Annotated in this window: 22 protein-coding genes; 13 read left to right on the forward strand and 9 right to left on the reverse strand. The window is 73.7% G+C overall.

The features are described 5' to 3' along the window. Positions 1–8 precede the first annotated feature (8 nt). Entirely contained in the window at positions 9–509 is a 501-nt protein-coding gene (locus IE94_RS0123330; protein WP_030187592.1) for a ribonuclease FAU-1 family protein, read from the reverse strand. Beyond that, entirely contained in the window at positions 490–1,416 is a 927-nt protein-coding gene (locus tag IE94_RS0123335) for a GNAT family N-acetyltransferase (RefSeq protein ID WP_030187594.1), read from the reverse strand. Before IE94_RS0123335 ends, IE94_RS0123330 begins: the two co-directional genes overlap by 20 nt. Positions 1,417–1,487: 71 nt before the next feature. On the opposite strand from IE94_RS0123335, the gene IE94_RS0123340 reads away from it, so the two are divergent. Next, complete coding sequence (locus tag IE94_RS0123340) at positions 1,488–1,853, forward strand: GntR family transcriptional regulator (protein WP_030187598.1); 366 nt, start codon at positions 1,488–1,490, stop codon at positions 1,851–1,853. 80 nt (positions 1,854–1,933) lie between these two features. Here IE94_RS0123340 and IE94_RS0123345 read toward each other — a convergent pair whose 3' ends face one another. Together IE94_RS0123345 and IE94_RS0123350 are read right to left on the reverse strand one after the other, a co-directional pair. After that, complete coding sequence (locus IE94_RS0123345; protein WP_030187602.1) at positions 1,934–2,704, reverse strand: DUF72 domain-containing protein; 771 nt, start codon at positions 2,702–2,704, stop codon at positions 1,934–1,936. Positions 2,705–2,724: 20 nt separating this feature from the next. Beyond that, positions 2,725–3,819: a DUF5925 domain-containing protein gene (locus tag IE94_RS0123350; protein WP_030187604.1), complete on the reverse strand. Its 1,095-nt coding sequence runs from the start codon at positions 3,817–3,819 to the stop codon at positions 2,725–2,727. Positions 3,820–4,005: 186 nt separating this feature from the next. On the opposite strand from IE94_RS0123350, the gene IE94_RS0123355 reads away from it, so the two are divergent. Together IE94_RS0123355 and IE94_RS0123360 are read left to right on the forward strand one after the other, a co-directional pair. Next, positions 4,006–4,812, forward strand: a complete 807-nt coding sequence (locus IE94_RS0123355) for an SGNH/GDSL hydrolase family protein (RefSeq protein ID WP_030187607.1) — start codon at positions 4,006–4,008, stop codon at positions 4,810–4,812. A gap of 1,167 nt (positions 4,813–5,979) precedes the next feature. Next, the gene (locus IE94_RS0123360; protein ID WP_030187618.1) at positions 5,980–6,249 is read left to right on the forward strand and encodes a hypothetical protein; all 270 of its coding nucleotides are present in this window, start codon (positions 5,980–5,982) and stop codon (positions 6,247–6,249) included. Positions 6,250–6,464: 215 nt separating this feature from the next. Here the strand turns inward: IE94_RS0123360 and IE94_RS0123365 are convergent, their stop codons facing one another. Continuing rightward, entirely contained in the window at positions 6,465–7,295 is an 831-nt protein-coding gene (locus IE94_RS0123365) for an ABC transporter permease (protein ID WP_030187622.1), read from the reverse strand. Beyond that, positions 7,292–8,317 carry a daunorubicin resistance protein DrrA family ABC transporter ATP-binding protein gene (locus IE94_RS0123370; RefSeq protein WP_030187627.1) on the reverse strand — a complete coding sequence of 342 codons (1,026 nt, stop codon included), beginning with the start codon at positions 8,315–8,317 and terminating at the stop codon, positions 7,292–7,294. Before IE94_RS0123370 ends, IE94_RS0123365 begins: the two co-directional genes overlap by 4 nt. Before the next feature lie 63 nt (positions 8,318–8,380). Here IE94_RS0123370 and IE94_RS0123375 point away from each other — a divergent pair, with 63 nt between their 5' ends. Beyond that, entirely contained in the window at positions 8,381–9,085 is a 705-nt protein-coding gene (locus IE94_RS0123375; RefSeq protein WP_030187628.1) for a TetR/AcrR family transcriptional regulator, read from the forward strand. 28 nt (positions 9,086–9,113) lie between these two features. Here the strand turns inward: IE94_RS0123375 and IE94_RS0123380 are convergent, their stop codons facing one another. The 3 genes from IE94_RS0123380 to hmgA are packed head-to-tail and all read right to left on the reverse strand — an operon-like array spanning position 9,114 to position 12,398. Beyond that, complete coding sequence (locus IE94_RS0123380; RefSeq protein WP_030187630.1) at positions 9,114–10,274, reverse strand: type ISP restriction/modification enzyme; 1,161 nt, start codon at positions 10,272–10,274, stop codon at positions 9,114–9,116. Between the two features lie 22 nt (positions 10,275–10,296). Next, positions 10,297–11,046: a GntR family transcriptional regulator gene (locus IE94_RS0123385; RefSeq protein ID WP_030187631.1), complete on the reverse strand. Its 750-nt coding sequence runs from the start codon at positions 11,044–11,046 to the stop codon at positions 10,297–10,299. Positions 11,047–11,072: 26 nt separating this feature from the next. Continuing rightward, positions 11,073–12,398, reverse strand: a complete 1,326-nt coding sequence (hmgA, locus tag IE94_RS0123390) for a homogentisate 1,2-dioxygenase (RefSeq protein WP_030187632.1) — start codon at positions 12,396–12,398, stop codon at positions 11,073–11,075. A gap of 191 nt (positions 12,399–12,589) precedes the next feature. On the opposite strand from hmgA, the gene IE94_RS0123395 reads away from it, so the two are divergent. The 9 genes from IE94_RS0123395 to IE94_RS0123435 all read left to right on the forward strand — a co-directional run bounded on the left by IE94_RS0123395 (position 12,590) and on the right by IE94_RS0123435 (position 23,597). Next, positions 12,590–13,159, forward strand: coding sequence for a hypothetical protein (locus IE94_RS0123395; protein WP_030187633.1), 570 nt, complete (start codon positions 12,590–12,592; stop codon positions 13,157–13,159). A 103-nt stretch (positions 13,160–13,262) separates the two neighbouring features. Beyond that, complete coding sequence (locus IE94_RS0123400; protein WP_030187636.1) at positions 13,263–13,880, forward strand: TetR/AcrR family transcriptional regulator; 618 nt, start codon at positions 13,263–13,265, stop codon at positions 13,878–13,880. Positions 13,881–14,034: 154 nt separating this feature from the next. Then, positions 14,035–16,278: a molybdopterin-dependent oxidoreductase gene (locus tag IE94_RS0123405; RefSeq protein ID WP_030187638.1), complete on the forward strand. Its 2,244-nt coding sequence runs from the start codon at positions 14,035–14,037 to the stop codon at positions 16,276–16,278. Between the two features lie 123 nt (positions 16,279–16,401). Then, entirely contained in the window at positions 16,402–17,886 is a 1,485-nt protein-coding gene (locus IE94_RS0123410; protein WP_030187640.1) for a CitMHS family transporter, read from the forward strand. 57 nt (positions 17,887–17,943) lie between these two features. Continuing rightward, positions 17,944–19,212 carry an MFS transporter gene (locus IE94_RS0123415; protein WP_030187642.1) on the forward strand — a complete coding sequence of 423 codons (1,269 nt, stop codon included), beginning with the start codon at positions 17,944–17,946 and terminating at the stop codon, positions 19,210–19,212. A 2-nt stretch (positions 19,213–19,214) separates the two neighbouring features. Beyond that, complete coding sequence (locus IE94_RS0123420) at positions 19,215–19,406, forward strand: hypothetical protein (RefSeq protein WP_030187643.1); 192 nt, start codon at positions 19,215–19,217, stop codon at positions 19,404–19,406. A gap of 222 nt (positions 19,407–19,628) precedes the next feature. Further along, positions 19,629–20,966, forward strand: coding sequence for an ABC transporter ATP-binding protein (locus IE94_RS0123425; RefSeq protein ID WP_030187644.1), 1,338 nt, complete (start codon positions 19,629–19,631; stop codon positions 20,964–20,966). 122 nt (positions 20,967–21,088) lie between these two features. Continuing rightward, a complete protein-coding gene (locus IE94_RS0123430; RefSeq protein ID WP_030187645.1) occupies positions 21,089–22,477 on the forward strand; it encodes an aldehyde dehydrogenase family protein in 1,389 nt (462 codons plus the stop codon). 22 nt (positions 22,478–22,499) lie between these two features. Continuing rightward, positions 22,500–23,597 carry a zinc-binding dehydrogenase gene (locus tag IE94_RS0123435; protein WP_030187648.1) on the forward strand — a complete coding sequence of 366 codons (1,098 nt, stop codon included), beginning with the start codon at positions 22,500–22,502 and terminating at the stop codon, positions 23,595–23,597. The last annotated feature ends 210 nt before the right edge of the window (positions 23,598–23,807 follow it).

Genomic DNA, 23,807 nt, shown 5'->3' on the forward strand with positions numbered 1-23,807 from the left:
GCGCCGGGCTATGCCAGCAGGCCGGTGAAGCCGTCCCCGCGGGCCAGCCGCTCCAGGGCGTCAAGGGCGGCCACCGCGGCGGCGGCGGCCCCGGGGTCCCGGTCCGCCAGCCCGCTCCCGGCGAACTCGTCCTCGTCCAGGCGTCGTACGTCCGTGCCGTCGGCGGAGCGCCACAGGTCCAGGTCCAGGTCCTCGACGACCAGTTCCGTGCCGGTCAGGACGGCGGGGCGGGTGATGTCGCAGTACCAGCCCTTCAGCACCCCGGCCCCGGTCCGGACCTCCTTCACCGCGTACCACCGGTCGCGCCAGTAGTACTCGGTGAAGACGTCCCCGGCCTCGAAGCGCACGAAGCCGAAGTCGCGCACGCCGTCCCCGGCCCAGGGGGCGCGGACGGCGAGGCGGGTGCCGTCGTCGTGCAGCAGCGTCGCCGCGTACCGGATCTTCGTACGGCCCGCCTTGACCAGTACGACGCTCACCTCGGTCGTGGGCTCAGCCGAGTTCGCGGACATGGCGCACCTCCGTCGCGCAGATCTCGTACCCGAGCCACCTGTTGATGGCGAGCATCGGGCCGTTGTCGGTGTCGTTGCCGGTGAGCGCCTCCGTGTACCCGGCTGCGCGGGCCCGGTGCAGGGATGCGGTCTTGGCGAGCTTGGCCAGGCCCCGGCCGCGCCGCGCGCGGACCGTGCCCGTCATCGCGGTGGAGTACCGGGTGCCGTCGGTGTAGGCGACGCTGAAGGCGGCCGGGCGGCCGTCGACGACCACGACCGTGGTCAGTCCACGGTCGAGCAGCGGGTGCCGCCAGGTCTCCGCGAGCCAGGCCTCGTAGTCCGTGAACTCGACGTCGACGTCGCCCGGTTCGTCCGCCACCGTCTCCGCGTCCAGCTCGAACAGGGGCCGGGGGTCGACCGCGAAGTCGGCGGCGGTGCGCAGTTCGACGCCCGGGGGAGGGGACCCGAGGGGAGGGAGCGCGGCGTTGGCCAGGTCCAGCCGGAGGAAGTGCGCGGCGCGTCTGCGCGCGTAGCCGTGCCGCTCGGCGAAGGCCAGGTGGGCGGGAGCGTCCAGCACCCAGGAGTACAGCTTCGTGGCGCCCTCGCCGGTCAGGTACTCCTCGGCCGTACGCACCAGCAGGCCACCGGCTCCCCGCCGGACCCGCTCCGGATCGACGTAGACGTTCAGGAAGGCCTGACCGGGCTCCGGGCTGTCGTGCACCAGTCCGATCTGGGCCGTACCGATCACCTCCCCGTCCTCCTCCGCGACCAGGGACCGACTCCGGGCGTCCGGGTGGGTGTGGACCAGCCGGTGCACGACGGCTTCGGGCGTCCACAGGATGAACGGCAGGGCCCGGTGGCGGACCCGGGCGAAGGCCGTGACATCGGCGGGATCGTCGGAACGCAGGTCGCGTACAAGAACGGTCATGGGGGCGCACGCTACGGCTGCCGGACGGTCGGGTGCCTCTCATTTTCGCGGGGATACGGGACAATCGCCGGGTGACCTTGAAGATCCGTATCGACGACGGCACGCCGCCCTACGAGCAGGTGCGCGCGCAGATCTCCGAGCAGGCGCGGTCGGGCGCGCTGCCGGTCGGGTACCGGCTGCCCACCGTGCGCGGCCTGGCCGAGTCCCTGGGGCTCGCCGCGAACACGGTCGCCAAGGCGTACCGGGCGCTGGAGGCGGACGGGGTGATCGAGACGCGGGGGCGCAACGGCACGTTCGTCGCTGCCGCGGGCTCCGCGGCTCAGCGGGAGGTTGCCGCGGCGGCCCGGGGGTATGCCGAGCGGGCTCGGCGGCTCGGGCTCAGCGAGGGGGACGCGCTCGCCGCGGTGCGGGATGCCCTGCGGGCGGCTTACGGGTGAGCGCTGTTCGGATTGGGGTTGTTCGTCGGCCGCGGGCTCGCTGTGGCTGGTCGCGCCCGCGCGGCGGAGCCGCAAATGTCTCAGTCCCGCGCCCCCTCAGGGCGCGTTCTGGTGACCCTCAGGTGTGAAGCGCGGGCCAGTTCGGCGAACAACGCCGCGTCTGTCACCGCTGCCGCGTTCGGGTCGTTGTTGAAGTAGGCGTAGACGTCGCTCGTGTCCGGCCAGGTGGTCGCGATGCGGTCGATCCACGTGGCCAGGGAGCGGCGGCCGTAGTGCGGCCAGGGGGTGGCGCGGCCCTCGTGGAAGCGGACGTAGCCCCAGTCGGCGGTGCGCCACAGCGGCGTGGCCGGGCGGGCGCGGACGTCCGCCCAGCACAGGGCCGCGCGCCGGGAGGCGAGGACCTCGCGGACCTCGGGCGTCCACCACGAGGCGTGCCGGGGTTCCACCGAGACCCGGGTGCCGGGCGGGAAGCAGGCCAGGCAGGTGTCCAGGAGGTCCGGGTCGGCGCGCAGGGTCGGCGGCAGTTGCAGCAGGACGGGGCCGAGGCGGTCGCCCAGGCCGGCCGCGTGGGTCATCAGGCGGTCGACCGGTTCCGCCGGGTCGCGCAGGCGCTTGATGTGCGTCAGGTAGCGGCTCGCCTTGACCGCGACCGTGAAGTCCCGCGGCACCCGCTCGCGCCATGCCGCGAAGGTCTCCCGGGCCGGCAGGCGGTAGAAGGCGTTGTTGACCTCGACCGTCGCGAAGGCGGCCGCGTAGTGCTCCAGCCAGAGCCGGACGGGCAGACCGGGCGGGTAGAGGGCCTCCCGCCAGTCCCGGTACTGCCAGCCCGACGTGCCGACGAACAGGGTCATACCCCCATCAAAGCACCGGGCTACAGGTACAGCCCGGCGTCCGCGCCCGCCCGCGGTTCCGGCAGCGCGGTCGGCGAGGTGCCCCGGCGCAGCGCGTACAGCTCCGCCAGGGTGGCGCCCTCGCGGGCGATCCCTTCCTCCGTGCCGAGCCAGTCCACCGCCTCCCGCCGGGTCAGCGGGCCGACCTCGATGCGGGCCAGGCAGCGGCCGGGGCGGACGACGGCGGGGTGCAGCCGCTCCAGGTCCTCGTTGGTGGTGACGCCCACCAGGACGTTGCGGCCCTGGCCGAGGAGCCCGTCGGTGAGATTCAGCAGACGGGAGAGCGCCTGGCCCGCCGTGTGCTTGGCCTCGCCCCGGATCAGCTCGTCGCAGTCCTCCAGCAGCAGCAGCCGCCAGCGGCCCTTGCCCGCCGCGTCCTCCTCGCCGATGGCGATGTCCATCAGATAGCCGACGTCGGAGAAGAGCCGCTCCGGGTCGAGTACGCAGTCCACCTGGCACCAGTCCCGCCAGGAACGGGCCAGCGTGCGCAGTGCCGAGGTCTTGCCGGTGCCCGGCGGCCCGTGCAGGAGCAGCAGCCGGCCCGCGATGTCCTCCGGCGTCGTCTTCATCAGGCCGTCCATCGCCTCCGCGACCGGCGCCGTGTAGTTGGCCCGGACCTCGTCCCAGGTGCCCGCGGCGATCTGGCGGGTGGTGCGGTGCGGGCCGCGCCGCGGGGAGACGTACCAGAAGCCCATCGTCACGTTCTCCGGCTGCGGCTCGGGTTCGTCCGCCGCCCCGTCCGTCGCCTCGCCGAGCACCCTCTCGGCGAGGTCGGCGGTGGTCGCGGTCACCGTGACGTCGGCGCCCCGGCTCCAGCGCGAGATCAGCAGCGTCCAGCCGTCGCCCTCCGCCAGCGTGGCGCTGCGGTCGTCGTCGCGGGCCATCCGCAGCACCCGCGCGCCGGGCGGCAGCAGCGTGGCACCGGACCGTACGCGCTCGATGTTCGCCGCGTGCGAGTAAGGCTGCTCACCCGTGGCGAAACGGCCGAGGAACAGCGCGTCGACGACATCGGACGGGGAGTCGCTGTCGTCCACGTTGAGCCGGATCGGCAGGACTTCGTGCGGGTTCACGGACATGCCGCCATGATCCGGCACCCGGCCCCCGCGTGCACCCGCTTTCCGGGGCACACGCGCGGCAGGACGTCCGCACCGACTTTCGTCCGAACTTGAACGAGTGTCAGCCATTTTTTGGCATGAGCACTTCCAGTCAACGCGCGTAGCCGCTACCAAGGTTCTCGCAGCAATCCTGCTAAGGGAGGTTCCATGAGACGTTCCCGACTTGTCGGCTTCCTGAGTTCACTCCTCCTCGCCGCCGGCGCCGCCCTCACCGGCGCCGCGACCGCCCAGGCGGCCCAACCGGCCGCAGCCGACGGCTATGTGGCCCTCGGCGACTCCTACTCCTCCGGGGTCGGAGCCGGCAGCTACATCGGCTCCAGCGGCGACTGCAAGCGCAGCACCCAGTCCCACCCGTACCTGTGGGCGGCCGCCCACTCACCCTCCAGCTTCGACTTCACCGCCTGCTCCGGCGCCCGTACGGGTGATGTTCTCGCCGGACAACTCGGCCCGCTCAGCTCCGCCACCGGCCTCGTGTCGATCAGCATCGGCGGCAACGACGCCGGGTTCGCCGACGTCATGACGACGTGTGTGCTCCAGTCCGAGAGCACATGCCTGTCGCGGATCGCCACCGCGGAGGCCTACGTCGACTCGACGCTGCCCGGCAACCTCGACGGCGTCTACTCGGCGATCAGCAGCAAGGCCCCCAACGCCCACGTCGTCGTCATCGGCTACCCGCGCTTCTACAAACTCGGCACCACCTGCCTGGGCCTGTCCGAGGCCAAGCGGACGGCGATCAACAAGGCCTCCGACCACCTCAACACCGTCATCGCCCAGCGCGTCGCCGCCCACGGCTTCACCTTCGGCGACGTCCGTTCCACCTTCACCGGCCACGAGCTGTGCTCCGGCAGCCCCTGGCTGCACAGCGTCAACTGGCTGAACATCGGCGAGTCGTACCACCCCACCGCGGCCGGTCAGTCCGGCGGCTACCTGCCGGTCCTCAACGGCGCCGCCTGACCCGAAGCGGAAGCAGGAACGGAAGCGGAAGAGGAGGGGGAGGCCCCGCCCGTCGGGGTCTCCCCCTCCGCGCACCTCCACGCGTACGGAGCCCTCGAACGCGCCGCCGTCGTCGTGCGTCGGCACCACCACGGTGTCCCGGCGCGAGAGCAGTCGGGAAGGACGGCGTCCGCCACCCCGGGTCCAAGACCGCCCCGTCCGCGGTCACCCGGCGGCAGCCGGCCTCCGCGGCCAGCCGCCCCAGCGTGAACGTCGCCGTGAAGACGGGCGCCCGGTCGTGCGGCGGCGGACACTCCCCGAGCAGTGGGTGCGCGCGCCCGCCATGGACACCTCCACCGACTGCGGCGCGGAACCGCTCTCCCCGCTGCCCTTCCCGGACGAGGCCGACGGGCTCGGCTCTCCGCCGCTGCCACCCGTCGCCGCGGACGTGGCCCCCGGCTCCGGGCGCCCGCCCGCACCCCCCGTACCGCCACCGTCGTCCGAGCGGTCCGGCGGCGAGTACGTCGGTCCGCCAGAGCCGGCACCAGCACGGCCAGCCCCGGCACCAGCACGGCACGGGCCCGCCGGTCCCGGCCCCCTGCCGCGGCGGGCGCGGCCGGAACCCCGGTCGTCGGCAGGGGCGGGCGCGGCCGGAACCCCGGTCCTCGGCAGGGGCGTCGGCGGCGTCGGTGCGGTGGACGCCCCCGGGTGGGCCGCAACCCGCACGTGAGATCGCCCACGTTCCCGCCGCCCCGGACGTCCGTGCGGCGCGTGGTGCGGGCGGGGTGGTGGTGGTGGTCGCCGCCGCGTCCAGGGGGGGCGTGCGGTGGTGACCCTGAGCGGATACGGCGCGTCGCCGGGCGACCGCGCGCGCCCGCCGCGGCCGATGCGCCCCGGCGCCGAGCCGCGCTCCCTCGGGCTCTTCGACGGCGACACACCCCTGATCGCCTCCGGGCCGGGCCCGCTCCGCCTCGTCACTCGCGGTGACGGCCGGACCCGGTCAGGGCCCGGAGCCGCCCACGCGTGCGCCGGTCGTCCAACTCGCCCTGGAATCTGTTGGATTCGGAGAGTAATCGTCAACCCCCTTACGGGGAAGGTGAATCCTGTGACTGCGATACACGCATGCCGTACCGGGGCGATAGGGTTACCCTGCCCGGGCCGGGTGGACTCGTACGGGTGGGGAGTGACATGGAACAGATAACAGTGCGCAGCAGGGCAAGGGTCCCTGCGATCACCTGCGGGAGCAGCGCGACCAGCTCGCGCCTCGACCGTCATCTCGCGGTACTCGGAGGGCCCGCCCTCCCGCCGCGGGAGACCGTGGAGGCGACGTCGCTGATGCGTGAGCTGACCGCGCGTGAGCCCGCGCACAAGCGCAGCAACAGGGGCGCCAGGGTGCGCGGGGTCTCGTTGTTCGCGCCACTGCGTCGACTGCGCCGCTCGCTGTTCGGCGGCAACTGAGGCCCGCGCTCAGGAGGCCACACCTCCCGGCGCGGCGCCGCGGCACTCGTCCGTCATCCCCACGGCACGCAGCGGCGCCCCGGTGTGCTTCCGAGCGCGGGTCGTTTCTCCCGTCGTACCCGACTCCCTCCGTCCGTCCCGCACGCGTTCGCACGTCGGCCCTCGAGCGTTCCGTCCCGCCGCTTCCCCACCGGCGGTGACGCGACCCGGGCCGGTCAGCGGTTCCCGTGCGCGTACCGGCGCACCGCGAGCGGGACGAACACCGCGAGCAGCACCGCACACCAGGCCAGCGACCCGGCGACGGGATGCGTCACCGGCCAGGCGGCCCCCTCCGGCACCGGCGCGTTGCCGAAGAGGTCCCGCAGCGCCGTGGTCACCGCGCTGATCGGGTTCCACTCCGCGACCGTGCGCAGCCAGCCCGGCAGCCCGTCGGTCGGGATGTACGCGTTGGACAGCAGCGGGAGGATGAAGGTCGCGCCGCCCAGTTGACCGGCGGCCTCCTCGCTGCGGGTGAGCAGCCCCAGGAAGATCCCGATCCACGTCGTCGCGAACCGGAACAGCAGCAACAGCCCCAGCGCGCTCGCCGCCCCGAGCGCACCGCCCTCCACCCGCCAGCCCACCGCGAGCCCGACGAGCAGCAGGGGCACCGTCCCCGCGGCCGTCACGAGCACGTCGGCGACCGACTGCCCGAGCGGCACGGCGGCCCGGCTCACCGGCAGCGTCCGCAGACGGTCCGTCACGCCCCGGTGGGTGTCCTGGGCGGCCTGGAACATGCCCGTCATGATGCCGTTCGCCGCCGTGGCGACCAGCAGCCCGGGCACCAGGAAGGCGCGGTACTCCTCGCCCGGCATGGCCAGCGCGCTGCCGAAGACGTAGCCGAAGAAGAGCAGCATCGTGATCGGCATGCTCTGGGTGAGGATCAGCAGGCCCGGGTTGTTCCGCACCCGCCGCAACTGACGGCCCAGCATGGCCGCCCCGTCGTGGACCAGACCGTACGCCGAGCCGTACGCCGAGCGGTACGGTCCCGTCGTCGTTGCTGTGCTCATGCCACCAGCTCCCTGCTGTCGTTGCTGCTGTCATCGTTGCCGTTGCCGTTGCCGTTGCCGTTGCCGTTGCCGTTGCCGTTGGCGTCGTCGCCGATGCCGTCGGTCAGGCGGAGGAAGACGTCGTCGAGGGTGGGCGGACGCAGGCTCGCGTCCACCAGCGGCACGCCCGCCGCGTCGAGTTCGCGCACCAGGCGGGGCAGGGTCAGCGTCGGATCGGTGCTGACGGCGCCGACGGTGCGCCGCTCGCGGTCCAGCACCGGCTCGCCGCCGGTCAGCCGGTCCAGGATCCCCGCCGCCCGGGCCAGGGCGTCCGCGTCCGCGACGACGGCCTCCGCGTACGCCCCCACCAGCGCCTTGAGTTCGGCCGGCGACCCGGTGTGGGCGACCCGGCCCCGGTCCACCAGGGCGATGTCGTCGGCCAGACGGTCGGCCTCCTCCAGGTACTGCGTGGTCAGCAGCACGGTGGTCCCGTCCGCCTTCAGGGCGCGCACGGCGTCCCAGATCCGGGTGCGGCTGGCCGGGTCGAGCCCGGTCGTCGGCTCGTCCAGGAACAGCACCTTTGGGCGGCGCACCAGGCTCGCGGCCAGGTCGAGGCGGCGCCGCATGCCCCCGGAGAGGGTGGCGGCGGGCCGGTCGGCGGCGTCCGCCAGGCCGAAGCGGTCCAGCAGTTCGTCGGCGCGCGCCGCCGCGTCCCGCACCCGGTGCAGCCGGGCGAACAGCCGCAGGTTCTGGCGTCCGGTGAGGTCACCGTCCACCGACGCGTACTGCCCGGTCACCCCGATCAGGCGACGCACCGCGGCGGCCTCCCGCACCAGGTCGTGCCCGGCGACCCGGGCCGAGCCGGCGTCCGGCCGCAGCAGCGTCGTCAGCAGCCGGACCGCCGTGGTCTTGCCCGCCCCGTTCGGCCCCAGCAGGCCGCAGACGGTGCCCTCGGCCACCGTGAGATCCAGTCCACGCAGCGCGTGCACGGCGCCGAAGCGCTTCTCCAGACCTTCACTAAGTACAGCGTACGTAGTAGTCATGTGCTGACCATAGCGCACTACGTACGCTGTACGTAACTAGGATGGTGGCCGAGGTGATGCACGATGGCGGGCCGAGCGGCCGTACCCGAAGTGATCTGGGCGCGCCCCGAGCGCACCGGTCGCGGGCCGAGACCGGCGTACACGCGTGCCGACATCGCCGCCGCCGCGGTGCGGATCGCCGACGCCGAGGGCCTGGACGCGGTCTCGATGCGCCGCGTCGCCGGCGAGCTGGGCTGCGGCACCATGTCGCTCTACAACTACGTCCCCCGCAAGGAGGACCTGTACGAGCTGATGATGGACGCGGTCAGCGGCGAGCACGAGCTGTGGGAACCGTGCGGCGACTGGCGCGCGGACATGATCCGGGTCGCCCACCAGACCCGCGACCTGATGCACCGCCACACCTGGCTGCCCCGCCTGATGTCCCCCGTCTACGGCTTCAGCCCCAACGCCCTGCGCTACCTGGAGCACTGCCTGGCCTGCCTCGACCCGTTCGAGGCGCCGTACGGCACCAAGATGGAGCTGGTCGCGATGGTGAACGGCGTGGTGACGACGTACGTCGGCAACGAGATCGCCACCGTCGAGCGCACCCGTTCGCTGCCCTGGTCCCAGGAGCAGGAGAACGCCGTGCGGATCGCCTACCTCGGCCGGCAGGTGGCGAGCGGCGCCTACCCGCGGCTGGCGGCGTCCTTCGCCGAGGCCGCGGGGCCGATCGACCTGGAGGGCGTCTTCGAGCGGGCGCTGACGCGGGTGCTGGACGGCTTCGCCTGAGCGGGGGCCGCCGCGACCCGGCCCGGGGTCACAGCAGCGCCAGCTGCCCCTCCGGCCCCTCCTCGCGGGCGTCCAGGACGGAAGCGGGCCGGCGGGCCGACGCCGGGACCGGCAGGACGCCCGCCCCGCGCAGCTCGGTCGCGGTGATGGCCTGCGTGACCGTCAGCTCCCGGCACTCGCGGCGCACCTCGTCGAGCAGGGCGAGGACCGTGATCAGTTCCAGCAGTTCGGAGGTCCACGTCTGCGGCCAGCCGACCGGACGGAGCGCCGTCAGCGTGCCCGGCTCGCCCTCGGCCGTGCGGGCCGCGAACCACTGCTCCAGCACCCGCACCCCGCCCACCTCGAAGTCCCAGGCGCCGGGCGGCACGGGGGAGATGCGGCCCTCGTCCAGGAAGAGCGCCTCCTCCTCCCGGTCGTAGCGCAGGGTCAGCGGGCGCGGCGGCAGCGGGGCGCGGACGTACGGGCGGCGGCCGCCGGGCAGCTTGGGGCGCTCTCCGTCGCGGCGCATCAACCACAGGGCCCGCCGGCCCAGTCCGACCCCGCGTTCCCACAGCACGGGGTCCGCGGTGAGCGGGACCAGCGAGCCGGACCGCACGGCCGCCACCGACCAGGCGAGCACGTCCAGCGGGCCGGGCCGCAGACCGAGCCGCGCGGCCAGATGGTCCAGGAGGCCCGGGGCCAGGTTGGGCTCCGCGCCGCCGGGGCGCCGGTACAGCGGGCGGACGCGGGCCGGGCCGAACAGCGGCAGGAGCGAGGTCGCCAGGAGCAGCGGCCCGCCGGCCGTCTCGGGCACCTCCACCACGAACACCTGCCGTTCGTCCGCCACCCGCCACAGCTCCGGACGGGCCGCGTCGATCAGCCGGTGGTCGGGGATCAGCCACTGCTCGTCGAAAGGCGCCCGCAGCACCCGGACCGGCTCGGGACAGGGCCCCGTGGCGCGCGCCAGCCGTTCGGTGCCCCCGGCGCCGCCGGGCAACCGCCCGACCGCCGAGTCCGGCGTACGCGAGCGGGTCGACTCGAACAGGGCCGCCCGGTCGGGTCCCTCGGCCTTGAGCAGGGCGTCCCAACGGGCCTTGAGGGACGCCGCGTCGGGAGCCGCCGGCCACCCCCGGCCGAGCCGCGGCGGTGCGACGGACCACGGCATGAGGTCCGCCAGCGGCGGGGCGTCGTCGTGCGTCACGCCCGGCATCGTACGACGGGGCGCCACGGCCTCACGTGGCATCCAGGGTGACCGTGAAGGAGAAGCGGTCGCCCCGGTAGTGGATGACCGCCACGTCCAGCACCCGCCCCGCGGCGTCGTAGGTGATGCCCGTGTAGTGCAGGATCGGGCTGAGCAGCGGGACTTCGAGCAGCCGTGCCGTCTCCGGGTCCGCGAGCCGGGCCTCCACGGTGTCCGTGATCCGGCTGATGTCCATGCCCACCACGTCCCGCAGCACCTTCGTCATCGGCCACCGGGCGAGGTCGTCCGGGTCGATGCGCCCGGCCAGTTCGGGACGGACGTAGTTGCGGGCGTGGTTGGTCGGCTCGCCCGTCTTCTCGTCGCAGCGCAGCCGGTGGTACGTCGCCACCTCCGGCACCTGCGGGAAGAACTCGGCGAGTTCGGAGGGCACGGCAGCGGTGCCGTGGTCCAGCAGTTGCGCCTTCATGCCGGACTGCTGCGCCACGATCGCGTCCACCGAGCCGAGCAGCCGCACCGGGGCGCCCCGCCGGGCGTGCGGCTCGATGAACGTGCCCCGCCGGCGGTGGCGGGTGATCAGGCCCTCGTCCTCCAGCTCCTTCAACGCCTGCCGCATGGTCAGCACGCTCACCCCGTAGTGCCCGGCCAACTGCTCCTCGGTGGGCAGGCGCAGCGGGTCCCGGGGCGAGCGGCCGAGTATGGAGGCGCGCAGCGACTGCGACACCTGGTACCAGAGCGGCAGCTTGCGGTTCAGGACGATGGAGTCCGGGGCGAAGGAGGTCACGGGCCATCCGTACCGGTAGGCGATCCTCAGTGCAAGGGGCGGAAGTGACGCTCCAGGCCCTGCCAGACGTCGTCGTAGCGGGGCTGGAGGTGCTCGGCGCGGGCCGCCTGGGGCGTGAGGGTCACCGGCCACCGGGTCTCGAACATGAACGCCAGCCCGTCCTCGATCCGCTGCGGCCTCAGCTCGGCGGCGCTCGCCCGGTCGAAGGTCTCCCGGTCCGGGCCGTGCGCCGACATCATGTTGTGCAGCGAGCCGCCACCCGGTACGAAGCCCCCCGGACCGGCGGTCTTGGCGTCGTAGGCGCCCTCGATCAGGCCCATGTACTCGCTCATCACGTTCCGGTGGAAGTACGGCGGCCGGAAGGTGTCCTCGCCCACCAGCCAGCGTGGCGCGAAGACCACGAAGTCCACGCCCGCCAGGCCCGGCGTGTCCGACGGGGAGGTGAGCACGGTGAAGATCGACGGGTCCGGGTGGTCGTACGAGATGCTGCCGATGACGTTGAAACGGCGCAGGTCGTAGACGTACGGCACATGGTTGCCGTGCCAGGCGACGACATCGAGCGGGGAGTGGTCGTACTCGGCGGTCCAGAGGTTGCCGCAGAACTTGTTGACCACCTCCACCGGGCCGTCCTGCTCCTCGTAGGCGGCGACCGGCGCGCGGAAGTCCCGGGCGTTGGCGAGGCCGTTGGCGCCGATCGGGCCCAGGTCGGGGAGCTGGAAGGGAGCGCCGTAGTTCTCGCAGACGTAGCCGCGGGCGTCCTCGTCCAGCAGCTCCACGCTGAAGCGCACCCCGCGCGGGATCAGCGCCACGTGTCCCGGCTCGGCGTGCAGGAGCCCGAACTCGGTGCGCAGCAGCAGGCCGCCGCGCTCGGGGACGATCAGCAGCTCGCCGTCCGCGTCGCTGAAGACGCGCTCCATGGACGCGGTGGCGTGGTAGAGGTGCACGGCCATGCCGGTGCGCTGGGTCACGTCGCCGTTGCCGCCGAGCGTCCACAGCCCCTCGACGAAGTCCGTCGCGGGCCCGGGCACCGGCAGCGGGTTCCACCGCAGCCGGTTCGGGTCCGGCACGGCCTGGTTGAAGGGCGCCGTGCGGATCGTGCCGTTGCCCGACCGGGTGAACGCGGGGTGCGCGGCCGACGGGCGGATCCGGTACAGCCAGGAGCGCCGGTTGCGTGTCCTCGGCTCCGTGAACGCCGTGCCGCTCAGCTGCTCCGCGTACAGGCCCAGCGGCGCCCGCTGCGGTGAGTTCCGGCCCTCGGGCAGCGCGCCGGCCACGGCCTCCGAGCTGTGCTCGTTGCCGAAACCGGACAGATAGGCCAGCCCCTCCGCGGTCTTCCGCGCGTCCCCGCTCATCGACAGCTCCCTCGCAGCCCGAATCCCGTCCCATTCCTATGGCACACCGTAGAATTGCGTTTTCCGGTGCGCAAGGGGGCACAAGAGGACTTCCCCGTTCCGCGCGCCTTCGCGGTCGTACGTCGTGAGGATGACCGGAACACGACCCCCGGGGGATCCGGAGTGTCGGACCCGTGTTCTAGTCTCGCGTCATGTCGTGGACGCGGGGAGTGCTCGCCGGGCTCGCGGTCTGCGTCCTGCTGTTGACGGGATCGGCGGGCTGCGGCTCCGGTGGCGTGGAGGAACCGGAGGCCGGTGATTCGGCCGCACCGGTGGGCCGGCTGATCGACGGCACCGACGAGGAGGGCCGGCGCTACCGGGAGGTGGACGCCGAGCACGCCCCCGAGGTCGGGATCGAGGTGCAGCCGGAGGCCGACGACAGCTGGGACGTCCGCCTGACCGTCCGCGACTTCCGGTTCTCGCCGGACGGGACGGAGGCGAGGGCGGTGGCCGGCCGCGGCGTCGCCCACCTGTTCCTCGACGGCGACCTCCTCGCCCGCCTGCGCGGCCCCCGCTACCGCATCGCCGCCGGGCTGGTCCCGCGCGGCACGCACCAGGTCACGGTCCGCCTGTACGCCGACGACGACACCGTCTGGACCGTCGACGGCAAGCCCGTCGAGAGCACGGCGGACATCACCGCGTCGGACGCCGAACCGACCGGGGCGACGCAGCCGGAGGAGATCGAGGGGCTGACGGTCACCGAACCGGCGGCGGACCGGTGAGGCGGGCCGCCGTGCCCACCGGGTGCCCCGGAGGACCGGGCCCAGGCGGCGCCCCCGGCCGCAGGGGAGGCGCCGGTTCACCCGGCCGGTCCCGGAGGGCATCATGAGGACCGTGTCCCACACGACCCCGCTCCGCCGCGCCCCCGTGCAGCGGCGGAGCGCCGAACGGCTGACCCGGATCCTCGACGCCTGCGCCGACCTCCTCGACGAGGTGGGTTACGACGCCCTGAGCACCCGGGCCGTGGCGCAGCGCGCGGACGTCCCCATCGGGTCCGTGTACCGCTTCTTCGGCAACAAGCGGCAGATGGCCGACGCCCTGGCCCAGCGCAACCTGGAGCGCTACGCCGAGCGCGTGGCCGAACGGCTGACCGAGGCGGGCGACGGCGGCTGGCGCGGTGCGCTGGACGCCGTACTCGACGAGTACCTGGCGATGAAGCGGACCGCGCCCGGCTTCTCCCTCATCGACTTCGGCAACCAGATCCCGGTCGGCGACCGCCACGCCGTCCCCAACCACCGCGTCGCCGAGCGGCTCACCGAACTGCTCTCCGGCCATCTGGGCCGCCGCCCCGACGACGACCTGCGCCGCGTCTTCCTCGTCGCCGTGGAGACCGCCGACACCCTCGTGCAACTCGCCTTCCGGGTCGCACCGGACGGCGACGAGAAGATCATCGAGGAGGCCCGGGAGCTGCTGCGGGCCTACCTGGGGCGCGTGCTCGACTGACCCGGCACAGCCGCGCGACCGCCCGAGCGGTCCTGCCGCCGTCCACCCCCTCCCCAACATGCCTACCGGTCGGTATGCTCGCCGGGCAGAGAGCGCCACCGCCGCCTAGAGCGGACCGCCGCCTAGAGCGGACCGCCGCCTTCCGGGAGGACCCGTGCCCCGCACCGCCCTGCGTATCTGCCCCCTGTGCGAGGCCACCTGCGGCCTGGCCCTCACCGTCGACGGCAGCACGGTCACCGCCGCCCGCGGCGACCGCGACGACGTCTTCAGCCGCGGCTTCATCTGCCCCAAGGGCGCCTCCTTCGGGGCCGTCGACTCCGACCCCGACCGGCTGCGCACGCCCCTGGTGCGCCGGGGCGGCGCACTGCGCGAGGCCACCTGGGAGGAGGCGTTCGACGCGGTCGCCGCCGGCGTCCGGCCCCTCGTCGAGCGGTACGGCCCGCACTGTGTCGGCGTGGTCCTCGGCAACCCCAACGTCCACACCGTGGCCGGTGCCCTCTACCCGAACGTGCTGCTCGGCGCCCTCGGCAGCCGCAGCCTCTTCACCGCGTCCACCCTCGACCAGATGCCCAAGCACGTCTCCAGCGGGCTGCTCTTCGGCGACGCGAACGCCATCGCCGTGCCCGACCTCGACCGCACCGACCACCTGCTCCTCCTCGGCGCCAACCCGCTGGAGTCCAACGGCAGTCTGTGCACCGCGCCCGACTTCCCCGGCCGGCTCAAGGCGCTCAGGGCCCGCGGCGGCACCCTCACCGTCGTCGACCCGCGCCGCACCCGCACCGCGAAGCTCGCCGACCGGCACGTGGCGATCCGCCCCGGCACCGACGCGCTGCTGCTGGCCGCGATGGTCCACGTGCTGTACGAGGAGGACCTGGTCGACCTCGGCGCACTCGCCCCGCACGTCGAGGGGGTCGACGAAGTCCGGGCCGCCCTGCGGGACTTCACCCCCCGGTCCGTCGCCGCCGCCTGCGACGTGGACGCCGACGTGACGCGCGCCCTCGCCCGCGAGCTCGCCGCCGCCCCCACCGCCGCCGTCTACGGCCGCATCGGCAGCTGCACCGTTCCGCACGGCACCCTCGCCAGCTGGCTCGTGGACGTCCTCAACATCCTCACCGGCAACCTGGACCGGCCCGGCGGCGCGCTCTTCCCGCAGGCCGCCACCGACCGGACCCCGCGCCCCGTGGGACCCGGCCGCGGGTTCGCGCTCGGGCGCTGGCACTCCCGGGTGAGCGGACACCCCGAGGCGAAGGGCGAACTGCCCCTGTCCGCCCTCGCCGAGGAGATCGACACCGCGACCGACACGGGCGAGCCCGTCCGCGCCCTGCTCACGATCGCCGCCAACCCGGTCCTGTCCGCGCCCGACGGCGACCGGCTGGACAAGGCGCTGGACTCCCTCGACTTCATGGTGAGCGTCGACCCCTACCTCAACGAGACCTCGCGCCACGCCCACGTCGTCCTGCCGCCGCCCCCGCCGGCCCAGAGCCCGCACCACGACTTCGCCCTCAACACCCTCGCCGTGCGCAACCAGGTCCGCTACACCCGCCCCGCCGTCCCGCTGGAGCCCGGCAGGATGGCCGAGACGGAGATCCTCGCCCGGCTGACCCTGGCCGTCACCGGCGCGCACGGCACCGACCCCCGTGCCGTCGACGCCCTGGTGATCGAGCAGACCCTGGCCAAGGCCGTGAGCGAACCGCACTCACCCGTGCACGGCCACGACCCCGGCGCGCTCACCGCGCGCCTCACCGGCGAGAACGGCCCCGAGCGGCGCCTCGACCTCATGCTCCGCCTCGGCCCCTACGGCGACGGCTTCGGCGCCCGGCCGGACGGGCTGACCCTGGAACGCCTCCTCGCCCACCCGCACGGCATCGACCTCGGCCCACTGCGCCCGCGCCTGCCGCAGCCGCTGAAGACCCGCAGCGGCAAGGTGGAGCTGCTGCCGGGGCCGATCGCCGCCGACCTGCCGCGCCTGGTGCGGGCCCTGGCCGAACGCCCCACCGGACTGGTCCTGGTGGGCCGCCGCCACCTGCGCTCCAACAACAGCTGGATGCACAACGTCCCCGCCCTGACCGGCGGTTCCAACCGCTGCACCCTGCACGTGCATCCCGAGGACGCCGCACGGCTGGGTGTGCGCGGGGCGCAGCCGGTGCGCGTGAAGGGGCCCGGGGGAGCGGTGACCGTCCCCGCCGAGGTCACCGACGCCGTCCGGCCCGGCGTGGTCAGCCTCCCGCACGGCTGGGGCCACGACCGGCCCGGCACCCGCCAGACGCACGCCGCCGCCGATCCCGGCGTCAACGTCAACCAGCTCCTCGACGGCAGGACGCTCGACCCGCTCTCGGGCAACGCCGTCCTCAACGGCGTACCCGTCACCCTCACTCCGCTGACCGGCGCAGAGCTGTGACCTGGAGTTCTGCGCTTATTGCTCGCATGTCAACGTCTTGTTAACGCTCCCTCGCGCCACCTAACGTCGCTCGCACCGCCTGCCCCGGTGGGATGTTCAAGGGCGAACGTTAGGTACTCACTCATGCTGACCATCCTCGGCTTCGCCATGATCGCGACCTTCCTGGTCCTGATCATGATGAAGAAGATGTCGCCGATCGCGGCGCTCGTGCTGATCCCCGCGCTGTTCTGCGTGCTCGTCGGCAAGGGCGCCCATCTCGGCGACTACGTCATCGACGGCGTGTCCAGCCTCGCCCCCACCGCGGCGATGCTCATGTTCGCGATCGTCTACTTCGGTGTGATGATCGACGTCGGGCTCTTCGACCCGATCGTCCGGGCCATCCTGAGGTTCTGCAAGGCCGACCCGATGCGCATCGTCGTCGGCACGGCCCTGCTCGCCGCGATCGTCTCGCTGGACGGCGACGGCTCCACCACCTTCATGATCACGGTCTCGGCGATGTACCCGCTGTACAAGCGGCTCAAGATGAGCCTGGTCGTGATGACCGGCGTCGCCGCGATGGCCAACGGCGTGATGAACACGCTGCCCTGGGGCGGCCCCACCGCCCGCGCCGCCACCGCGCTGAAGGTCGACGCCACCGACATCTTCGTCCCGATGATCCCGGCCCTGGCCGTCGGCCTCGTCGCGGTCGTCGTCCTGGCGTACGTGCTCGGCCTGCGCGAGCGCCGGAGGCTGGGCGCGCTGTCGCTGGACGAGGCGCTGGGCCTGGGCCGGGAGACCGAGACGGTGCCGGAGACCGAGACGGTGCTGGTCGGCGCGGGTGCGGGTGCGGGTGCGGGTGCCGGTGCGGGTGCCGGTGCCGGTGCGGGTGCGTCCGGTGCGCGTTCCGGTGCCGGTACCGGCGGCGCTCACGGCGGCGCGGGCGGCTCCGGCGCGGCGGCCGGCACGGTCGGCGAGCCCGAGGACGACTTCAAGGGCCTCGACCCCGACCGGCCCACCCTGCGTCCCCAGCTGTACTGGTTCAACGCGCTGCTCACCGTCGCGCTGCTCACCGCCATGATCACGGAGCTGCTCCCGATCCCGGTGCTCTTCCTGATCGGCGCCGCGCTCGCCCTCACGGTCAACTTCCCGCACATCCCCGACCAGAAGGCCCGCCTCGCGGCCCACGCCGACAACGTCCTGAACGTCTCCGGCATGGTCTTCGCCGCCGCCGTCTTCACCGGCGTCCTCACCGGCACCGGGATGGTCGACCACATGGCCAACTGGCTCGTGGACACCATCCCCGACGGCATGGGCCCCCAGATGGGCCTGGTCACCGGCCTGCTGAGCCTGCCGCTCACCTACTTCATGTCGAACGACGGCTTCTACTTCGGCGTCCTGCCGGTGCTCGCGGAGGCCGGCCAGGCACACGGCGTGTCGACGCTGGAGATCGCCCGCGCCTCGATCGTGGGCCAGCCGCTGCACATGTCCAGCCCGCTCGTCCCGGCCGTGTACGTCCTGGTGGGCATGGCCAAGGTCGAGTTCGGCGACCACACGCGGTTCGTGGTGAAGTGGGCCGTCCTGACGAGCCTGGTGATCCTCGCGGCGGGCATCCTGTTCGGCATCATCTGACCGTCGGAGAACATCTGACCGTCGGAGAACATCGGATCATCGGAAGGGGACGCGATCATGGCGCCCGGTGGGAACCGCGGCTGGCTGCTCCGCCTCGTCATCGCCTTCGGCTTCGCGCAGGGGGCGGTGTCGATGGCCCGGCCCGCGGTCTCCTACCGGGCCCTCGCGCTGGGCGCGGACGAACGGGCCATCGGTGTCATCGCCGGGGTGTACGCGCTGCTGCCGCTGTTCGCCGCGGTTCCGCTGGGCCGCCGTACCGACCACGGCCGCTGCGCCCCGCTGCTGCCCGTCGGGGTCGTGCTCATCGCCGGGGGCTGCGCGCTGAGCGGTGTCGCCGGGTCCCTGGGGACGATGGCCCTGTGGAGCGGCGTCATGGGCCTCGGGCACCTCTGCTTCGTCATCGGCGCCCAGTCCCTGGTCGCCCGCCAGTCCGCGCCGCACGAACAGGACCGCAACTTCGGCCACTTCACCATCGGCGCCTCCCTCGGCCAGCTGATCGGCCCCATCGCCGCGGGCGCGCTGATCGGGGGCCCCGACATGGCCGGCAGCAGCGCGCTGGCCCTGGTGGTGGCGGGCGCGGGCGCGGCGGTCGCCTTCACCTCCCTGTGGCGCATAGAGCACCCCGGAGCCGCCGGGTCCGGAAAGGAACGGGGCGCGCGCGTCCCCGTGGTGAGCATCCTGCGGGCCCGCGGCGTGCCCGCGGGGATCCTGATCAGCCTCTCCGTGCTCTCCGCGACCGACATCCTCACCGCCTACCTGCCGGTGGTCGGCGAGCACCGGGGGATCTCCCCGGCCGTGGTCGGCGTACTGCTCAGCCTGCGGGCCGCCGCCACCATCGCCTGCCGGCTCGTGCTGACGCCCCTGCTGCGGCTGCTCGGCCGTACGCCGCTGCTCACGGCGACGTGTCTGCTGGCCGCGCTGCTGTGCGCCGGGGTCGCGCTGCCGGTGCCGGTGTGGGCGCTGGCGCCGATGCTGGTCGTCCTCGGCTTCTGCCTGGGCGTCGGCCAGCCGCTGTCCATGACCACGGTCGTGCAGGCGGCGCCCGACGAGGCGCGCTCCACGGCCCTGGCCCTGCGCCTGACCGGCAACCGCCTCGGCCAGGTCGCCGCACCCGCCGCCGCGGGCCTGATCGCGGGCGTCGCGGGCGTGGCCGCGCCGTTCGTGATGCTGGGCGGCCTGCTCCTGCTCTCCTCGGGCATCGCCCTGCGCTCGCCGTCGACCGGTGCGGGCGACCGGGGGGCCGGCCACCGGCGGGGGGCGGTCGGGCAGGATGGCCCGGACCGGGCCGGCGACACCCGCCCCCCGTGCCGGGAAGCGAAGGGTTGAGCATGATCCTGATCGTTCTGTCCGTCGTCCTGCTCCTCGTCGTCGGCGGCTGCGCCTGCGTCGTGCGGGCCTCCCGCGGCGGCCCGACCTGGACGCGCGCGGTGGCGGCGGCGACCCTGGCGGCGGGCGAACTGGTGCGCTCGTCCGGCCGCTCCCGCGGCAGCCGCGCAGGGAGCGGCGACGCGGACGGCTGACCGCACGACGGTCCGATTCGATCACCGCGTGAGACGCTCCGCGCCCTGAATCCGGCCGTCCGCCTTCTCACCAGATGGACGTTCGCGCCGAGTTGTGGTCCAGCGTCTTCCCTCCGCCGGGCACGGTCCGTTAACTTCCGTGACTCACACGCCCCGTACGACCCGCACGTGGGCGTCCGACCGCGGAGCACCAGAGCCCAGTGAGCCCCCGGGGGCACCTGAATGACACGCGCCATCTCCCTGCACGACGTGAGCAAGGCCTACGCGCGAGGCGTCCGCGTGGTGGACCGGCTGTCGCTGGACATCGCGCCGGGCGAGTTCCTCGTCCTGCTCGGCCCCTCCGGGTGCGGCAAGTCGACCGTACTGCGCATGATCGCCGGACTGGAGGAGATCACCGAGGGCGAGCTGACGCTGGACGGCGCGTACGCCAACGACCTGCTCCCCGCCGAACGGCGCATGGCGATGGTCTTCCAGAATTTCGCCCTGTACCCCAACATGACCACCCGCGGGAACATCGGCTTCCCCCTGCGCGTCGAGGACCCGCAGAGCGACCCCCGCCCCCGCGTGGACGCCACCGCCCGCATGCTGGGCATCGAGGACCTCCTCGACCGGCTCCCCGCCCAGCTCTCCGGCGGTGAACGCCAGCGGGTCGCGATGGGGCGGGCCATCGCCCGCCACCCCAGCGCCTTCCTGATGGACGAGCCGCTGTCCAACCTCGACGCCAAGCTCCGCAACCACCTGCGCGCCGAGATCACCAGACTGACCCGGGAGCTCGGGGTCACCACCATCTACGTCACCCACGACCAGTCCGAGGCCATGTCGCTGGGCGACCGCGTCGCGGTCCTGCGCGGCGGGGTCCTTCAGCAGGTGGACACCCCGCGCGCCGTCTACGCCCTGCCCCGCAACGTCTTCGTCGCCGCCTTCATCGGCACCCCGCGCATCAACCTGCTGCGCGGCCTCGTGCGCGCGCCGCTCGACGGGGCGATGACGATCAGTCTGGGCAAGCAGTTCCTGCGCCTGCCCGAACCGCTCTCGCTGGACCACCAGTTGCTCCGCGTCCAGCAGGGCCGCGAGGTGATCGTGGGCCTGCGCTCGGAGGCCGTACGGATCGCGAAGCCCGCCTCCGCCCGCCCCGGCGAGGTGCTGCTCACCGGGCTGGTGGAGCACGTCGAGTTCCAGGGGCACGAGGTCCTCGTGCACTTCAACACCGGTTCCCGGCCGGCCGTCGTGCCCGACCTGGAGGCCCCGCGCCCGGTCGCCCGCCCGGCGCGGCGCCGCCGCCGCGACGGCACGGTCCTGGACCGGCTGCGGGAACGGGCGGGTGCCCTGCGCGCCGGACCGGTCGTCGTCATGGACGAACCGGAGGAGCCCGAACCCGCGGTCGCGCCGCCGGACGGCCGCCTCCCCGGCGACCTCATCGTCCGGACCACCCCCGACATCGACCTCCGCCACGGCATGCAGGTGCCGCTCCTCGTCGACCTCGCCCACCTGTTCGTCTTCGACCAGCACGGCGACCGCATCTGCCCCGCCCCGGCGCGGCTGCCCGACCTGGAGGAGTGATCCCGGCCCGACCGCGCACTCCGGGAGGGTGAGCCGCGCCACCATCGGGGGAGCCCCTGGTGCCGTAAAACTAACGGCGCTAGTTTGGGGTCGGACGACGAGGCCCGCCCGGAAGGAACGCCATGAAGGCACACGACGGCATGTACATCGACGGAGCCTGGCGCCCCGCCGACGGCCGGGACACGATCGAGGTCGTGAACCCGGCCGACGAGCAGGTGATCGGCCAGGTCCCCGCCGGCACCGCCCTGGACGTCGACAGCGCCGTACGGGCCGCCCGCGCCGCCCTGCCGGGCTGGGCCGCCACCCCGCCCGCCGAGCGGGCCGCGCGCCTGGCCGCGCTGCGGGACGTCCTGGTGGCCCGCAAGGACGAGATCGCCGAGACGGTCACCGCCGAACTGGGCTCCCCGCTGAAGTTCTCGCAGGCCGTGCACGCCGGCGCCCCCATCGCGGTCGCCGGCTCCTACGCGGAGCTGGCGGCGACCCACAGCTTCGAGGAGAAGGTCGGCAACTCCGTCGTCCACCACGAGCCGGTCGGCGTGGTCGGCGCGATCACTCCCTGGAACTACCCCCTCCACCAGATCGTCGCCAAGGTCGCCCCGGCGCTCGCGGCCGGCTGCACCGTCGTGCTCAAGCCCGCCGAGGACACCCCGCTGACCGCGCAGCTCTTCGCCGAGGCGGTGCACGAGGCGGGCGTCCCGGCGGGCGTCTTCAACCTGGTCACCGGCCTCGGCCCGGTCGCCGGCCAGGCCCTCGCCGAACACCCCGGCGTCGACCTGGTCTCCTTCACCGGCTCCACCGCCGTCGGCCGCCGGATCGGCGCCACCGCGGGCGCCGCCGTCAAGAAGGTCGCCCTCGAACTCGGCGGCAAGTCCGCCAACGTGATCCTCCCGAGCGCCGACCTGGCCAAGGCCGTCAACGTCGGCGTCGCCAACGTCATGTCCAACTCCGGCCAGACGTGCAGCGCCTGGACCCGCATGCTGGTCCACCGCGACCAGTACGACGAGGCGGTGGGGCTGGCCGCCGAGGCCGCCGCGAAGTACGGCGACCGGATCGGCCCCGTCGTCAACGCCAAGCAGCGGGAGCGGGTGCGCGGCTACATCGAGAAGGGCGTCGCCGAGGGCGCGCGCCTGGTCGCGGGCGGCCCCGAGGCCCCGCGCGAGCAGGGGTACTTCGTCAGCCCGACGGTCTTCGCCGACGTGCGCGAGGACATGACCATCGCCCAGGAGGAGATCTTCGGCCCGGTCCTGTCCCTCCTCCGCTACGAGGACGAGGACGACGCCCTGCGGATCGCCAACGGCACGGTCTACGGCCTCGCCGGTGCCGTCTGGGCCGGGGACGAGGCCGAGGCGGTCGCCTTCGCCCGCCGGATGGACACCGGGCAGGTCGACATCAACGGCGGCCGGTTCAACCCGCTGGCGCCCTTCGGCGGCTACAAGCAGTCCGGCGTGGGCCGCGAACTGGGCGCGCACGGCCTGGCCGAGTACCTCCAGACCAAGTCCCTCCAGTTCTAGCCCGCAGGGGAGTCCCCACCTCATGGCCGTCCGTACCGCAGTCCGTGCCGCCGTCGTACCCGCTGTCGGAGCCCCCCTGGAGGTCACCGGGATCGAGCTGCCCGAGCCCGGCCCCGGCCGGGTCCGGGTGCGGCTCGCCGCCGCCGGGGTCTGCCACTCCGACCTGTCCCTGTCCAACGGCACCATGCGCGTGCCGCTGCCCGCCGTCCTCGGCCACGAGGGCGCCGGCACCGTCGTCGCCGTCGGCGAGGGCGTCAGCCACGTCGCGCCCGGCGACGCGGTGGTCCTCAACTGGGCCCCGTCCTGCGGCGCCTGCCACGCCTGCTCGCTCGGCGAGGTCTGGCTGTGCGCGAACGCCCTGGCCGGCGCCGCCGACGTGCACGCCCGCCGCGCCGACGACGGCACCGACCTGCACCCCGGCCTGAACGTCGCCGCGTTCGCCGAGGAGACGGTTGTGTCCGCTTCCTGCGTCCTGCCGGCCCCCGAGGGCATCCCCCTCACCGAGGCGGCGCTGCTCGGCTGCGCCGTCCTCACCGGCTACGGCGCCGTCCACCACTCGGCGAAGGTCCGCGAGGGCGAGACGGTCGCGGTCTTCGGCGTCGGGGGAGTGGGCCTCGCCACCCTCCAGGCGGCCAGGATCGCGGGCGCGTCGACGATCGTCGCGGTCGACGTGTCCCCGGAGAAGGAGGAACTGGCCCGCGCCGCAGGCGCCACCGACTACCTCCTCGCCTCCGACACCACCGCCCGCGAGATCCGCGCGCTCACCGGAAAGCAGGGTGTCGACGTCGCCGTGGAGTGCGTCGGCCGCGCGGTCACCATCCGCACCGCCTGGGAGTCCACCCGGCGCGGTGGCCGCACCACGGTCGTCGGCATCGGAGGCAAGGACCAGCTGGTCACCTTCAACGCCCTGGAGATCTTCCACTGGGGCCGCACCCTCTCCGGCTGCGTCTACGGCAACGCCGACCCCGCCCGCGACCTCCCGGTCCTCGCCGAACACGCCCGCGCCGGCCGCCTCGACCTCGGCGCCCTGGTCACCGAGCGCATCGCCCTGGACGGCATCCCGGCCGCCTTCGAGAACATGCTGGCGGGCAAGGGCGGACGGGCCCTGGTGGTCTTCTAGACCCCGCTCCCGTAAAGGGGCCGGAGCCGGGGGTCCGCACCGCGCGGGCGACCGGGTCGCCCGGGATACGGGAGCCCGCACCACACAGGCCGCCTCACGGCAGGGCGCGGGCGGCTCGGGCGTGGGTGGCTCGGGTGTGTGCGGCTCGGGCGTGGGACAGGCCCTGGGTGCTGACCCGGGCTCCGGGGTGGGTTTCTGGGCTCGGGGGAT

This window comes from Streptomyces violaceorubidus, assembly GCF_000717995.1.
In the GTDB taxonomy this organism is placed as follows: Bacteria; Actinomycetota; Actinomycetes; order Streptomycetales; family Streptomycetaceae; genus Streptomyces; species Streptomyces violaceorubidus.